12 protein-coding genes are annotated in these 15,159 nt (G+C 72.5%); 7 read left to right on the forward strand and 5 right to left on the reverse strand.

The genetic code is table 11. The features are described from left to right. Positions 1-31: 31 nt before the first annotated feature. From J1M64_RS07175 to J1M64_RS07185, 3 genes are read right to left on the reverse strand one after another with little or no spacing between them, the layout of a single operon-like run. Positions 32-2,008, reverse strand: coding sequence for an arabinofuranosyltransferase (locus J1M64_RS07175; protein WP_206473766.1), 1,977 nt, complete (start codon positions 2,006-2,008; stop codon positions 32-34). Next, on the reverse strand, positions 2,005-3,306 hold the full coding sequence (locus J1M64_RS07180; RefSeq protein WP_206473767.1) for a polysaccharide biosynthesis protein: 1,302 nt from the start codon (positions 3,304-3,306) through the stop codon (positions 2,005-2,007). Before J1M64_RS07180 ends, J1M64_RS07175 begins: the two co-directional genes overlap by 4 nt. Beyond that, positions 3,284-4,687 carry a M1 family metallopeptidase gene (locus tag J1M64_RS07185; RefSeq protein WP_206473768.1) on the reverse strand — a complete coding sequence of 468 codons (1,404 nt, stop codon included), beginning with the start codon at positions 4,685-4,687 and terminating at the stop codon, positions 3,284-3,286. The genes J1M64_RS07180 and J1M64_RS07185 overlap by 23 nt, the downstream gene beginning before the upstream one ends. 160 nt (positions 4,688-4,847) lie before the next feature. Here J1M64_RS07185 and J1M64_RS07190 point away from each other — a divergent pair, with 160 nt between their 5' ends. Both J1M64_RS07190 and J1M64_RS07195 read left to right on the forward strand, forming a co-directional pair. Next, a complete protein-coding gene (locus J1M64_RS07190) occupies positions 4,848-5,297 on the forward strand; it encodes a hypothetical protein (protein ID WP_119192898.1) in 450 nt (149 codons plus the stop codon). Then, positions 5,294-5,704 (forward strand): transcriptional regulator, encoded by a 411-nt coding sequence (locus J1M64_RS07195; protein WP_240341232.1) that lies wholly within the window; start codon positions 5,294-5,296, stop codon positions 5,702-5,704. The genes J1M64_RS07190 and J1M64_RS07195 overlap by 4 nt, the downstream gene beginning before the upstream one ends. Positions 5,705-5,717: 13 nt before the next feature. Here J1M64_RS07195 and J1M64_RS07200 read toward each other — a convergent pair whose 3' ends face one another. Then, positions 5,718-9,566, reverse strand: coding sequence for a Pls/PosA family non-ribosomal peptide synthetase (locus J1M64_RS07200; protein WP_206473769.1), 3,849 nt, complete (start codon positions 9,564-9,566; stop codon positions 5,718-5,720). 67 nt (positions 9,567-9,633) lie between these two features. On the opposite strand from J1M64_RS07200, the gene J1M64_RS07205 reads away from it, so the two are divergent. The 3 genes from J1M64_RS07205 (at position 9,634) to J1M64_RS07215 (ending at position 11,779) form a co-directional block, all read left to right on the forward strand. Continuing rightward, complete coding sequence (locus J1M64_RS07205) at positions 9,634-10,524, forward strand: SDR family oxidoreductase (RefSeq protein WP_206473770.1); 891 nt, start codon at positions 9,634-9,636, stop codon at positions 10,522-10,524. A 146-nt stretch (positions 10,525-10,670) separates the two neighbouring features. Then, positions 10,671-10,892: a PspC domain-containing protein gene (locus J1M64_RS07210; protein ID WP_206473772.1), complete on the forward strand. Its 222-nt coding sequence runs from the start codon at positions 10,671-10,673 to the stop codon at positions 10,890-10,892. A 23-nt stretch (positions 10,893-10,915) separates the two neighbouring features. After that, positions 10,916-11,779, forward strand: a complete 864-nt coding sequence (locus J1M64_RS07215; protein ID WP_154829083.1) for a crotonase/enoyl-CoA hydratase family protein — start codon at positions 10,916-10,918, stop codon at positions 11,777-11,779. A gap of 207 nt (positions 11,780-11,986) precedes the next feature. On the opposite strand, the gene J1M64_RS07220 is transcribed toward J1M64_RS07215, so the two are convergent. After that, positions 11,987-12,499, reverse strand: a complete 513-nt coding sequence (locus tag J1M64_RS07220; RefSeq protein WP_067711556.1) for an inorganic diphosphatase — start codon at positions 12,497-12,499, stop codon at positions 11,987-11,989. Positions 12,500-12,717: 218 nt separating this feature from the next. Between J1M64_RS07220 and dacB the strand changes: the two genes are divergently transcribed. Beyond that, positions 12,718-14,112 carry a D-alanyl-D-alanine carboxypeptidase/D-alanyl-D-alanine-endopeptidase gene (gene dacB / locus J1M64_RS07225; RefSeq protein ID WP_307872391.1) on the forward strand — a complete coding sequence of 465 codons (1,395 nt, stop codon included), beginning with the start codon at positions 12,718-12,720 and terminating at the stop codon, positions 14,110-14,112. A 73-nt stretch (positions 14,113-14,185) separates the two neighbouring features. Beyond that, the gene (gene tilS / locus J1M64_RS07230; RefSeq protein WP_206473852.1) at positions 14,186-15,091 is read left to right on the forward strand and encodes a tRNA lysidine(34) synthetase TilS; all 906 of its coding nucleotides are present in this window, start codon (positions 14,186-14,188) and stop codon (positions 15,089-15,091) included. Positions 15,092-15,159 lie beyond the last annotated feature (68 nt).

The following is a 15,159-nucleotide window of genomic DNA, read 5'->3' on the forward strand; positions in this document are numbered from 1 at the left end:
GCCCGTGCTCCCCGGCGCGCCCGCCGGGGCCTCAGCGTCGCACGATCACCATCCGTTCCCCGACTTCGCGGACGTCGAAGCGGGCGGGATCGTCGAACTGCCGCGGCCGGAACACGATCTCCTCGCGCGCGTTGTTCTGGACTCGGGGCATCTGGTTGACGATCGCGGGGAAAACCCAGCGGCGGGACCCCTCGCGGGTGAGGACCAGAACGTCGGGGCTGCGGAACTCACTCGAGTCCAGCGCGGCGGTCAGCTCTCCGGGGGTCTCGGTGTCCGCCCAGCTCCGGATCTCGTCGAGGCGCTCCTCGTACCGGCCGGCCGGCGTGGCGTACGCCTGGGCCGGCGCCTGGAACGAGAAGTACGGCCGGTAGGCGTAGAGGGTCGGATCCGAGGTCAGCAGGACGAGGTCCGAGGGTGCCCGGTCGCCGGTCATGTCGTCCACAGCGTCCAGCACGTCGCGGGGCACCGCGGGGAACCCGCGGGCTTCGGCGGCGAACTCCGCATCCTCCCCGGAGACGTGCTGCACCATCTGGACGGCAGCGAGGCCCGCGACCACCACCGCCGCGGCGGTGACGCGGCCACGGGACCGGTCGGGAGAGGTCCGCACGGCCCACCGGGCCAGCGTCAGCGCGCCGACCACGCCCGCCAGGGCGAGGGCGAGGGTGATGATCGGGATCATCCGGAACGGCAGCAGCGTGCTGCCGGTGACCGCCCGCAAGCCCGAGAGCACGTACCACCCGAGGACGGTCACCGCCGTGAGGCCCAGGGCCTGTGCGAGGACGAGCCGTCGATCGGCCGGGGGGAGAGGGCCGTCGGCGTCGGTGTCGGCGACGTGGTCCGTGTCGTGCTCGGTGCCGATCCGCGTTCGCAACGTCGCCGCCGCGCGCTCGGAGGCCCGGCCGGCTCCGTCGGGCCAGACGGTGACGACCAGCCACACCACGCCGATCAGGCACAGGAGCCCGACGGCGGACACCTCGAGCATCGGCAGCGGCCACCGCGAGGCGATCTCGGGCGCGAAGTCGTTGGCCACCGAGGGTTCGGTGTCCGCGCCGCCGAGGGCGGCCAGCAGGAATCGGTGCCAGAACAACAGTGCGATCGCCGCGGAGATCGCCGCCATGGCGGCCAGGCGGCCGAGCAGGGCGAGGACCACCGCACGATCGGTGCGGTATCGCCAGGAATGGATGACGACGACGAGGCCCACCAGCAGCGCCGCGACACCCGCGATGAGGGTGTAGCCCAGCGCAGCCCAGCCGAGGTACAGGCCGGTCGTCGCGACCAGCGGCCACGTGGGTCCGCGGCTCGTCCGGGATCCGGCTGCGGCGGCCACCCGTGCGCAGAGGAGGAACGTCGCCACGACGACCTGCGGGAGCAGGCAGATGAGGATCCACGAGTAGGGCTCGTAGGCGTTGGTGTGCCCGCCGATGACCGAGGTGACGAGACCGAACACGACGGCAAGCCGCGCGGGGACGAGCCATCGCCAGGCCACGAACGCGATCGCGCCGGCGATGGCCATGGTGACGATGGCGTACGGCTTGTAGAACTCCCAGCCGTCGATGCCCGTGATCCGGGACAGCTGCCCGCCCACCCAGAACCACTGTGGCGGGTAGAAGGGCGCGGCGTCGGCGTAGAAGGGGTCGGCGAGGGCGGGGGAGTCGGCGAAGCGGGTGACGTAGGCGACGCGGTTGAGCTGGTCGCCGCCGAGGCCGAACAGGTAGTGCGGCGTGCCGTTCAGCAGCAGTCCGAGGTGGGAGGAGGCCAGGAAAGCCGGCCCGGCGGTTCCGAGCAGCCACAGGGCCCGGCCGCCAGTGGCCCTGCGCAGCAACAGCCACCCGGCGAGGATGACGACCCCCGCGGCGAGGGTCGCGCCGAAGGTCTCGGGCAGCCAGCTGGGTTCGACGAACGGCAGCGCGTCGACTCCCTCGAACGTGAGGGCACCGACCACGGCCGCGACCAAGAGGGCGGCGAGGAATTCGCCGCCCCGGCGGGCGAGCAGACGGACGTCGGTCACGCGTCGGTTTCCGGGTGGCGCGCGGTCACGGCCAGGCCGGTGACGTGGACCGCGACCCCGATGCCGGGGCCGGCGAGGAGCGCGATCGCGGCGCGCACGTCGAGTGGTCCGGGCACGGCGACGAGAAGCGCCGCCGCGGCGACGACCGCGACCCACCACCCGGCGTTGTAGAGCAGGTGGCGGTCGAAGGCCAGCGCCGCGTTGCCCGTCACCATCAGGGCGGCGGTGCCCACGGACGCGGCGGTGAGGGCGGCCAGTACCGCACCGGGCAGTTCGAAATCGCCTCCGAACAACACGCGGATCAGCCACGGGCCGACCAGCCACGCGGCCCCCGCTCCCACGATCCCCACCGCCGTCACCAGGCCGAGCGGGGCGGCCAGCGACCGCGGTCCGCGGGCGCGGCGCTGGACGAAGTAGACGATGATCGCGCTCTGGAAACTGGTGAGCGGCACGAGCAACGGCGCGCGGGTCAGGGTGATGGCGAGGATCACCGCGCCGACGAGTGGGGCCGGATCGTCCGCGCGGACGGTGGCGGTGACGAACAGCGGGAACCCGGTCACCAAGGCCGAGGTGCCGGCGGAGGCGAGCATGGCTGCCCCGGTGTTGCGCCAGAAGCGCCGGCGGCCGGCGTTGACGGCGGAGGCCAGCGCGTCGCGGGTGGCGGGGGACAGGGCGATGAGCAGCGCCCACGTGACGGCGCCTGCGACCGTGGCCACGGCGAATCCGAGACCGGCGTCGCCGAGCCACCACGCGACGCCCGCCACGGCCAGGCGCAGCGCCGCGTCGACGGTGAGCAGGACCGCGTACAGGCCCCAGCGTTCGGTTCCCGACAGGGCGCCCGCGGTGGCGGCCTGGAGGGTGAAGCCGAGGATGCCGAACGCCATGATGGCGACGCCGACGCCGGAGAACGTGGGCAGGCCCAGCGCGGGCCAGGCCGGTGCGCTCACGGCCACCGCGGCCGCGAGGACCAGGCCCAGCGTGAGCCCGGCCGGCAGCAACCGGACCGCCGACCGCGGCGGCCGCGCGCCGACCGTGCCGGTCCCACCCCCGCGGGCCGAGCGGACGGCGCGGGTGACCTCCTGCATCAGCCCGTTGGCGACGCCGCCGAGGGCGAAGAACGCTCCCCAGTAGGTGGCGAACAGTGGATAGTCGGCCGGGCCGAGTGCGCGGCCGGCGACGAGCATCACCAGGTACCCGGAGGCCGCGGCGAACACGGTCGCCAACGTCAGTGCCCGCATCCCGCCCGCGGCCGAGCGGCCGGTGGTGGGCGTCGGCTCAGTGGCTGCCGGTGTCGTCATCGGGCATACCGAGGGTCGGCGGCAGGGGCTCGGAGAACAGCCAGGCGTTCCACAGCGGGCGCAGGTCGACGGGGGAGTGGTCGGCGGCCAGGTGGAGGAAGTCGTCGGTGGTGACCGTGCTACCGGAGTACGTCGCCACCCACGTGCGGAGGAGGTCGAAGAAGCGGTCGTCGCCGATCGTCAGGCGCAGGGCGTGCAGGGTCAGGGCGCCGCGCTTGTAGACACGGTCGTCGAACATGTCCTCCGGTCCGGGGTCGGACAGGAGGAGGTCCTGCGGGGAATTCTGCAGCTTGGAGTAATAGCGCAGGGCGTGACTGCCGGCGTCGGCGCCGCCGGAGAACTCGGTCCACAGCCACTCGGCGTAGCAGGCGAACCCCTCGTGCAGCCAGATGTGCTTCCACTCGGCGATGGTGACGGCATTGCCGAACCACTGGTGGGCCAGCTCGTGGGCGATGAGTCGCTCGTCCGAGTCCGGCCGGCCCGCGGCCTCACACGTGTTGCGTCCGAACGTCGACATGCCCATCGCCTCGAGCGGGATCTCGAGTTCGTCGTCGGTCACCACGACCTTGTAGCTGTCGAACGGGTACGGGCCGAAGAGATCGGAGAACACGGTGATCATCTCGAGTTGCCGGGCGAAGGCCTCCCGGAATCCCCGCTTGAGGTCGGCGGGGACGAAGGCGTGGAACGGCACCGGCCCGTCGGTGGCCTCGAGGTGGTCGTACTGCCCGAGGTTGACGGTGACCAGGTAGGGGGAGGTGGGGTGCGGGAGGTCGAAGTCCCAGGCGGTCGTGCTGCCACTGCGCTTCTTGCCGACCAGCGTGCCGGTGACGACGGCGCGGTACGGCGAGTCGGTGGTGAGCCTGATACGGAACGGGGCCTTCGCCGAGGGGTGGTCGTCGCAGGGGAACCAGCTGGCGGCACCGTTGGGCTGGCCCGCGACGAGGACCCCGTCGGTCAGTTCCTCCCAGCCCACCTCGCCCCACGGCCCACGGATCGGCTTCGGGTTGCCGGAGTAGCGGATGGTCAGGGTGAACGCGGATCCCACGGCGAGCGGTTCGGCGGGGGTGATCGAGAGCTTGCCGCGGGGCCGGGTGTAGCGGGCGACGCGGCCCCCCTCGAGGAGCACCTTGGACACGGTCAGGTGTGGGGAGAGGTCGAGCCGGATCGTCTTCAGTGGCTCGGTGGCGGTCGCGGTGATCACCGCCTCGCCACGGAGGTTGTTGGGGCTCACCTTGTAGTTAAGGCCCAGCTCGTAGCGCGTGACGCGATATCCGTGGTTGCCCGCGCCGGGCAGGTAGGGGTCGACCGGGTCGGCGCCCGACGGCGTGCGTGGGGACGCGATCCTGGCGACGAGGTCTGACTTCACTGCCTTCAATTCCATGACCTGCGCGAGTCTAGAGGACCCGCGTCCGGCGACGCCCTTCTCGACGCGAGACGTGGCCGATTCCGAGAAAGTAGTTGCCAAACTGGAAAGTACTTGTCTACTCTCAGTATCACTCCGCGGCGGAAACTCCCCCGGGGCACCGACGGAAGGCAGACCCATGGACCCGCAGAACTCCAGCACCGGCGAGGTCGATCGAGCGGAGGCCGCCCGCATGCTCGCCGAGGCCGAGGGGCGCCCACCGGTCAGCTCCCGGCACGACGCCCGCCTGTTCGCGGCGTTCGCCGCGGCCATCTCGCTTCTGATGGGGATCGGGACAGTCGCGATCATGTTCTCCAACTGGGCGCTCGTGCCGTACGTGCTGTTGCTCTTCGTGGCGATCTTCTGGCAGCGACGTGCGATCAAGGCGGGCCCCCGCGGATCGGGACGGACCTACACGTGGGGCGTCGCGGGATCGGGCGTGATGATCCTCGTCGTCGTCACCGGCCTGAACGTCATCCGCACCACGATCGGGCTCACCGCCTGGTGGTACCTCCTCGGGGTTCTGTTGGTCGCCCTGCCCGGCCTGGTGGCCGCCGCGATCATCGACCGGCGGGGATCCGAGCGGTGAGCGGAGAGAAGATGGGCGGTGAGACGACGGGCGGTCATATGACGGGCGACGAGACGACGACGAGCACCCCGGCTGCATCGGGGGGCTCCGCCCCGGGGGCGGGCGGCGGATCGGGAGGGCACGCCCGCCACCGGTTGGACGAGGTCATCCACGCGCCCGTCCGCTTCTCCATCGTCGCGGCCCTGGCCGGCGTCGACTACGCGGATTTCGCCACCATCCGCGACGCGGTCGAGGTCACCGACTCGACACTGTCCAAGCAGGCATCGGTGCTGGAAAAAGCCGGATACGTCAAGGTCAGCAAGGGGTACGTCGGCAAGCGACCGCGGACGTGGTTGTCGCTCACCCGCGACGGACGCAGGGCCTACGAGTCCCACCTGGCGGCGCTGCGGGCCATCGCCGGCGGCTGACCCGCCCACCGGTTCACCCTCGCCAGGGTGCGATCGGATTGCCCTGCCAGCGGGTGCCGGGCGGGATGCGGTCGCCGCGCATCACCAGCGAGGCCGGGCCGACGGTCGAGCCGTCACCGATCGACGACGCCGGCAGCGCGACGCAGTGGCACCCCAGCGTGGCGCCGGCCTCGATCGTCACCCGGTCGATCTGCATGATGCGGTCGTGGAACAGGTGGGTCTGGACCACACACCCGCGGTTGATGGTGGCGCCGTCCCCGAGGGAGATCAGGTCCGCCTCGGGCAGCCAGTACGACTCGCACCACACGCCTCGGCCGATCCGTGAGCCCAGCAGGCGCAGCATCGCGTTCATCACCGGTGTGCCCGACGCGGGCCGGGCCATCCACGGCGCGGCGAGCAACTCGATGAACGAGTCGGCGACTTCGTTGCGCCACACGAACGACGACCACAGCGGCTGCTCGCCCGCGCGGATCCGGCCCACGAGGATCCACTTGGCCAGCGCGGCGACCACCAGGGCGACCAGACCCGCGTAGGCGAGCGTCAGCCCGGAGGTCAGTGCCGCCACGCCGAAGCCCCACTCCAGGTGGATCTCCTGCATCACCACCAGGACACTGACCAGGAGCAGGAACGACATCCAGACGGGGACCAGTCGCAGGGTCTCCCACGCCGCCCGGGCGACCTTGAGGCGTCGCGGCGGCTGGTAGGTGCGGACGTCGTCGGTGTCGGCGACGGCGCGAGGGAGTTTCTGCGGCGGCGACCCCAGCCACGAGGTGCCCTTCTTGGCCTTCTGAGGGGCGGACGAGAGCACGGCGACCAGGCCGCGCGCGGGCACCTTCCGCCCGGCGGAGGCGATCCCGGAGTTGCCGAGGAAGGCGCGCTTGCCGACCTGGGCGTGCTCCAGACGCATCCATCCGGAGCCCAGTTCGTACGGCGCGACCATGGTGTCGTCGGCGAGGAACGCCCCGTCGCGGACGGTGGTGAGCGCCGGGATGAGCAGCACGGTCGAGGCCTCGACGTCCTTGCCGATCCTGGCTCCCAGGATGCGCAGCCAGACCGGGGTGAGCATGGAGGCGTAGAGCGGGTAGAGCCAGTTCCGGGCGGCGTCCATGAGGCGTTCGCTGCACCAGGCCTGCCAGGCGATCCGCGAGTGGACCGGGTGGAAGCCGGGGTCCAGGCCGATCGACAGCAGCCTCACCGCCCCGAGGGTGGCCGCGGCGAAGAGTGCGAGCGCGAGGAGGGTGGCGGGGACCGACCACAGTGCGGCGAGCAGGACCATCTCGCCCGGGCTGCCCGCGCCGCGGGCTCCCCAGGCCACCAGCGCGAGGCCGGCGAGCAGGGCCGCCAGCGGCATCGCACCGAGCGCGACGGCGGAGAACTGGTAGACCAGGCTCCAGAGCCGGTTGTGGGGCGCGGGCTCGGCCGGCCAACTCGATCCACGCTTGCCGCGCTTGAGCGCGGGCGAGCCGGCGTAGCGCTTACCGGCCTTGACCGTGCCGACCACCGCGGACCCGATCTCCACGTGGGCCCCGCGGCCCACCACCGCGCCGGGCAGCAGGGTGGACCGGGCGCCCACCACCGCGTTCTCGCCGATCTCCACGGAGCCCACGTGCACGAGGTCGCCGTCGATCCAGTACCCGGCCAGGTCCACCTCGGGTTCGATCGAGGCCCCGTCGCCCACCCGGAGCAGGCCGGTGACCGGTGGGAGGGTGTGCATGTCCACACCGTGTCCGATTTGCGCCCCCAGCAACCGGGCGAAGGGGGTGAGCCACCCGGCACCCTCGAGGTTGGCGGCCCCGGAGACCTCGACCAACCGCTCGGCGGCCCAGATCCGCAGGTGCACCGACCCCGCCCGTGGGTACGTCCCCGGCGCCACGCCGGCGGTGAGCACCCGGCACAGGCCGGCGGTGACCAGCATGCGGCCGGCGGGGAGCAGGAGCAGAGCCACCATGATCCCGAGCACCCACCACGACACCGGCCGCGCCCAGGGCAGCCCGAGGCCGACGGCGACGTTGTTGGCGATACCCACCCAGGTGAGCCACTGCAGGCCGGTCATGGTGAGCAGCGGGATCGTGGCGAGCACCTGCAGGAGCTGCGCGCCGCGGCCGACGGGTCGGACGTGTCGCGGTTCGACCTCGGCTTCCGGTTCGAGTTCGTCGAGGTACCCGGCGAAGTCGCCCAGGCGCGAGCGGTCGTAGATGTCGCCGACGGTCACCGCGGGGAAGCGTTCCCGGACGCGGGCCACCACGTGCGCGGCGGCGAGCGAACCGCCCCCGAGGGCGAAGAAGTCCTCGTCGACCCCGGAGACGTCGGCCCCGAGGGCGGCCGACCACAGTTCGGCGACCCACGCCTCGATGCCGTCGAGTTCCGACTCGGCGGCCGACGTCTGGGCCAGCGGCCACGGCAGGGCGGCGCGGTCGACCTTGCCGGAGGTGCGGGTCGGCAGCTCGTCGACCAGGGCCAGGCGCGGGACCACGCCGGCGGGCAGGTGCTCGCGCAGGAGGCCGGCCGCGCCGGGCAGGTCGAACTGGTCGGGCTGCTCGGCCACCAGGTACGCGACGAGCACGGGCTGGCCGGCGTCGGTCTTCTTCACCGCGGCGGCGCCGGCGCTGACCCCGGGCAGGGCGGACACGGCGGTGTCGACCTCCCCCAGCTCGAGGCGGCGGCCGCCGATCTTGACCTGGTCGTCGACGCGGCCGTTGAAGTACAGGCCGTCGGCCTCGAGTCGGACCACGTCGCCGGAGCGGTAGGCGCGCTCCCAGCCCAGGGTCTGCATGGGCGCGTACTTCTCGGCGTCCTTCTCGGGGTCCAGGTATCGCGCCAGGCCGACTCCGCCGATCACCAGCTCGCCGGACTCCCCGCAGCCCACCGGATCGCCCGCCGCATCGACCACCGCGAGGTCCCAGCCGTCCAGCGGCAGCCCGATCGACACCTCACCGACGCCGTCCAGCCGGACCGCGCAGGCGACGACGGTCGCCTCGGTGGGGCCGTAGGTGTTCCACACCTCGCGACCGTCACCGACCAGGCGTTCGGCCAGTTCCGGAGGGCAGGCCTCGCCGCCGAGGATCACCATCCGGATACCGGCGAGCATCGAATCGGGCCACATCGAGGCGAGGGTCGGCACCGTGGAGATGACGGTGATCCGCCGATCCCGCAACCACGGGCCGAGGTCGAGGCCGGACTTGACGACCGAGCGCGGCGCGGGCACGAGGCACGCCCCGTGGGCCCAGGCCAGCCACATCTCCTCGCAGGAGGCGTCGAACGCCACGGACAGCCCCGCCAGGACCCGGTCGCCGGGGCCCAGCGGCGCGCCGGTGAGGAAGAGCCGGGACTCGGCGTCGACGAACGCCGCCGCGCTGCGGTGCGTCACGGCCACACCCTTGGGCAGGCCGGTTGTCCCGGAGGTGAAGATGATCCAGCAGTCGTCCTCCACCGTCGGGCCGCGGTGTCGCGAGGGTGCGGTGGTCCGGTCGGGGTCGGTGACGAGCATGCCGTCGGCGGTGTAGACGGCCGCGACCTGCGCCTGACCGAACACCAGCTCGGCGCGCTCGGCGGGGTCGTCCACGTCGACGGGAACGTACGCCGCGCCGGCGGCGAGGGTGCTGAGGATGGCCAGGTAGAGGTCCGCGGAGCCCGAGGGCATGTGGATGCCGACCCGGTCGCCGGCGACGACGCCCTGGTCGTGCATCCATCGGGCGGAGGCGTGGATCGTCCGCGCCACCTCGTCGTAGCTCAGGACGCGGGTGCCGTCGTCGATGCACGGCGCGTCCGGGTGGCGGGTCGCCGCGGCGTCGAACACGTCGAGGAGTGTCCGGGGTTCCGCGGCGTGTGAGCTGCGAAGATACTGCTCGGGAATGGTGGCCACCCGCGGATCGTATCCCGCGTAGGTGAACTGCCCGCCGCGGTCACCCGGGGCTGGTTAAGTGAGGCGGATGACAGAGAACCTCAGCAACAAGACCATCGTGATCGTGGGAGCGGGTCCGGGATTCGGCCGCACGCTCGCCCTGCAGGCCGCCGCACAGGGGGCGACGGTGGTCGTCGCCGCCCGCACGGAGTCGCGGGTCGTCGAGATCGCCGAGGAGGTCCGTGCGGCTGGCGGAAGCGCGATCGCCGCGGCCGTGGACGCCACCGACCCGGAGTCGGTGCGAGCGTTGCGGGAGACGGTGGAGGGTCACACCGATGCGGTGCACGGTCTGGTCTACAGCGCGTTCGCGGTGCCCAGCATGAAGCCGCTCGCGCAGACAGACCACGACCAGATCTCCCTCGGGATCGACCTGTCGGTGCTCGGCGCCCTGCGCACCACGCAGGAGTTCACCCCGCTGCTCGAGGCCGGCGCCGCTCCCGCCACCGGCGCCGCTCCCGCCACCGGCGCCGTTCCCGCCACCGGCACCGCAGCCGGCTCCGCTGCCGCCGCCGACTCCGCCACAGGCGCGGCCCCCGCCAGCGCATCCGTCGTCATGATGGCCTCCGCGGTGATCCACCACTCCCGCGAGCGCTACGCGGGCTACAAGATCGCCAAGACCGCGCTCGTCGCGCTGGGCCATTCCCTGGCCACCGAGCTCGGCCCGCGGGGCATCCGCGTCAACACCGTGGCGCCCGGGTACATCTACGGCGAGACGCTCAAGGCGTACTTCGAGCACCTGGCCACCAAGTACGGCGGCACGGTCGACGACGTCTACGCCCACACCGCAGAGAAGATGGATCTGCGGCGCCTGCCCTCCGAGCGCGAGATCGTCGACCCGGTGCTGTTCCTGCTCTCCGACGCCGCCTCGGCGGTCACGGGCCAGACCCTTACGGTGGACTGCGGCGAGTTCCACACCTGAACGGGGCGGACCGCACCCCGACGCCGGATCAGGGTCTCAGAATCGGGTCTTTCCCCGATGCGGACCGGGTCGTGGGGGAGGAGGGTGGAGGTCACCGGGGAGAGGTCCCCGATCTTCCTGTCCCGACGACGACGAGGTGTGACGTCATGACCTACTCCCCAGATTCCGGACCCAAGCGACTGATGCGGTCGGAGGACCGCTGGATCGGCGGCGTGTGCGGTGGGCTCGCCGACTACTTCGGGCTGGACCCGGCGTTGGTCCGGCTCCTGTTCGTGGCCTCGATCCTGCTGCCGGGTCCGCAGCTGCTCATCTACGTGATCCTGTGGTTCGTCATGCCCGATTCCCGTGCCTCGCGAGCCCGCGACTGAGGGGCCCGTGGCAGGCTGGGGCCATGAGCACTCCAGACACCTCAGCCGTTCCCGGCGAGTACGCCTCCGTCCGTATCGAGAAGGGTGCCCGTCACCCGCACGTCGCCCAGGTGACGCTGATCGGCCCGGGGCGCAACAACGCGATGGGCCCGGACTTCTGGGCCGAGATGCCCCGCGTGATGGCCGAGCTCGACGCCGACCCCGAGGTCCGCGCCGTCGTGCTCGCCGGCGAGGGCCGCAACTTCACGTACGGCCTGGACCTGATGGCGATGATGCCGCAGTTCATGGAGTTCCTGCCCGAGGACACGACCCCGGACGCCTCGCGTAACGAGCGCATCCTGGACTTCGTGGAGAACATGCGCCGCGCCGTCGACGCCGTCGCGTCGGCCAGGACGCCCACCGTCGCCGCGATCCAGGGCCGCTGCATCGGCGGCGGCATGGACCTCATCTCGGCCTGCGACGTCCGCCACGGTTCGGCGGACTCGAGCTACTCGGTCCGCGAGGTCAAGGTGGGCATCGTCGCCGACATGGGCTCGCTCGGGCGCCTGCCGTACATCATCGGCTCCGGGCTGACCCGCGAGCTGGCGCTGACCGGGCGCGACATCGACGCGGAGACCGCGCTGCGCTACGGCCTGGTCACGCACGTCGCCGACGACGCCGCGGGCGTGCTGGACTCGGCCCACGCCACGGCCGCCGAGATCGCGGACAACCCGCCGTTGGTGGTCCGCGGCACCCGCGAGGTCCTCAACCGGGCGATCGAGGGGCCGATCTACGAGTCCAACCGCTACGTCGCCACGTGGAACGCCGGCTTCCTGGCCTCGGCGGACATGATGGAGGCCATCGGCTCGACGCTGGAGAAGCGCGAGGCGCGGTACACCGGCCGCTGACCGCGCCCCACAGAGGAGCGCCCCACAAAGGAGCGCCCCACAGAGGAGCCAGCCCCGCCGAGAAGAGTGTTTCGCACATCGCTACTCGGGCGACACGAGCGAAATGCTCTTCTCGGCGTCCCGGCACGGCACGGCACGGCACGGCACGGCACGGCACGGCACGGCCCGGCACGGCCCGGCAGGCGGCCGGTGCCGGGCCAGACGGCGTCAGCCGCGGAAGGGCTCGGCCTTCTCCTCGGGGTGCTCGGTGAAGTTCTCGAGGCCCTCGGCGATGAGCTTCTCGCCATGGGCCTTGTCCCGCCACTCGCCCGGGGTGACGTGCTTACCCGGCTCGAGGTCCTTGTAGTGCAGGAAGAAGTGCTCGATCGCCTTGAGCTCGAAGTCCGGGACATCGTCGACGTCCTGGATGTGCTCCCAGCGCGGGTCCAGGGCGGGGACGCACAGCAGCTTGTCGTCGCCACCGGCCTCGTCGGACATGGTGTAGACGCCCACGACGCGCGACTTGACGATCACGCCGGGGAAGACGGACTCGTCGAGCAGGACCAGGGCGTCACAGGGGTCACCGTCGTCGGCGAGGGTCTTGTCGATGTAGCCGTAGTCGGCCGGGTAGCCCATCGAGGTGAAGAGGAAACGGTCGAGATAGATCTTGCCGGTCTCGTGGTGGATCTCGTACTTGTTACGCGAACCCTTGGGGATCTCGATGGTCACTTCGACGGTCACGGGCTACCTCACAAATCGTCATTCTCCGGACCCGGGACGGCTCTCCCGGACAATCCGGGCCGATTCTAATAGGCGGCCCCGGCGCCGGGGGTGGCCGCCGTCACGCGGGCCGCTAGCGTGGGTCCGACGCACGGCAGGCGAGGGTAGCGTCGGCAGCCGCCGGTGGCGACCGGTGGCGGTGACAGTGGAGGCGACAGCGTCCGGGAGGGTGGGCACGAGTGACCGAGCGCGGAGTGTGGCGCGGGCGTGGGCTCGTGTGGCGGGCGGGGGTCGTGTTCGTCGTCGTCGTACTCCTGGTCGCGGGGCTCGTCGCGGCGGCGCTGTTCACCGACGTGGAGGACGACGTCCGCGCGGTCGTCGGCGCCCCCGCGCAGACCACGGCGGAACTGAACCCCGGACTGCACGCGGCGGACGACTCGGCGCCCCTGCCGGACCCCGCCGCCCTCGAGGAGATCCTCGGCCCCCTCGCGGCGTCTCCGGCGGTCGGCGACCTCACCGCCAGCGTGGTCGACGACGCGACCGGACAGGTCCTCTGGGAGCGACGTCCTCGCGACGCCAAGGTCCCCGCGTCCACGACCAAACTGCTCACCGCGGTCGCCGCGCTGAGCAGACTGCCCGGCGACACCCGCGTCGACACGGTCCTCGCCCGCGGCGCCGAACCGGACACGCTCGTCGTGGTCCCCGGCGGCGACCCCACCATGTCCGGCGGCGCCGAGCCCGGTCCGCTCTTCCCCGGCGCGGCCACGCTCACACAGGCCGCCGACGTCGTCCGCGACGCCGGGCTCGCCCCGGCGCGCATCGTCGTGGACCCGGGCCCGTACACCGGGCCGCGGCTGGGCCCCGGCTGGCCCCCGTCGGAGATCCCGGCCGGCAACATCGCGCCCATCGAGGCGTGGATGCTCGACTCCGGCCGCCTCGACCCGGCCGACGAGTACTCGCCCCGCACGACCGAACCCGCCCTCGCGGCCGGCAGGGCCCTGGCCCGCGAACTGGGCGTGGACCCGGAGCGCGTGCGGGTCGCCTCCGACCCAGTGGAGACGACCGGGGAGCTGGGCAGGGTGTCGTCGGCGGAGCTCACCGATCGCCTCCGCTCGATGCTCGTGCACTCCGACAACGTGCTGGCCGAGGCGATCTGCCGCGAGGTGGCGCTGGACCGCGACCCGGACGGTCCGGTCGACTTCGCCGCCGGGACCGCCGCCGTGCTCGACACGCTCACCGACCGTGGCCTCGACATGTCCGGGGTGCGCCTGGACGACTGCTCCGGCATGAGCAACGGCAACCGCATCTCGGCGGCCGTGCTCACCGACGTCCTGCGCACCGCCTCCGCACCCGACGCGACCCGCGAGATGCGCGACCTGCTCGACACCCTGCCCGTGGCCGCCGGGTCGGGGACGCTGGTCGACCGGTTCACCGGCCCCGCCGCCGCGGGCGCCGGCTGGGTGCGCGCCAAGACCGGCACCCTCGCCGGGACGAGCACCCTGGCGGGCTCGGTGACCAGCACCGACGGCCGCACCATGAGCTTCGCCCTGCTGTCCTCCGGCACCGACCCCGCCGTCGCGCGCCCGGTCCTCGACCGGATCGCCGCCGAGATCAGCGCCTGTGGCTGCCGCTGACCCCGCTCGCCGGCACCCCGCCCGGACCGGTGGGGACCGGCCCGGCCCGGCCTGGACCGGCCCGGCCTGGACCGTGCGCGCGGCGCTGCGGGCGTTCCGCCGCGCCCACCCCGAGCTCGGCGACGAGGTGTGCGTCGGACTGTCCGGGGGAGCGGACTCGCTGGCGCTGACCGCCGCGGCCGCCGTCGAGTTCGCCGACGTGACCGCCCTCGTGGTGGACCACGGTCTGCAAGAGGGGTCGGATCAGGTGGCCCGGGACGCGGCCGCCGCGGCCCGCGGGCTCGGTGCGTCGGCCGACGTCCTCGTCGTCGTCGTGGATCAGAGGGGTTCCGGCCCCGAGGCCGCCGCCCGCGCGGCGCGCTACACCGCGCTCGACACCGCGCGCCGCGGACGGCCCGTGCTGCTCGCCCACACCCTCGACGACCAGGCCGAGACCGTCCTGCTGGGGCTGGGCCGCGGCTCCGGCGCCCGCTCGCTGCGCGGGATGGCGCCGTGGGACGCACCGTGGGGGCGCCCGCTGCTGGGGGTCCGCGCCGCCGACACCCGCGCCGCGTGCCGCGACCTCGGCCTGGGGTTCTGGGAGGACCCGCACAACACCGACCCGGCGTTCACCCGGGTGCGCCTGCGGCACGAGGTCCTGCCGCTGCTCGAGGACGTGCTGGGTGGCGGTGTCGCGGAGGGGTTGGCGCGCACCGCGTCACTGCTGGGGGTCGACGACGACGAGCTGGAGCGTCTCGCGGCGGCCGTGCCCGTCGGCGACGACGGCGCCCTGGAGGTGAGCCGGCTGGAACCCCTGTCGACGGCCGTGCTGACCCGGGTCCTGCGCCGCTGGCTGCTGGCGCGGGGAGTCACCTCACCCACGTACGCGCACCTGACGGCCGTGGCCGCGCTCGTCACCGACTGGCGCGGGCAGGGCGGGGTGGCGGTCGGTGGCACCGGGCCCTGTCTCTTATACACATCTAAAAAAAAAAAAATTTAAGTAACGAAAGACACAACGCTGACCGGCATGGGGCGAAATGGGATTTCCCCTGCGGTGATTTGCTTGAA

Source organism: Dietzia sp. KRD202 (genome assembly GCF_017168155.1).
Classification (GTDB): domain Bacteria; phylum Actinomycetota; class Actinomycetes; order Mycobacteriales; family Mycobacteriaceae; genus Dietzia; species Dietzia kunjamensis.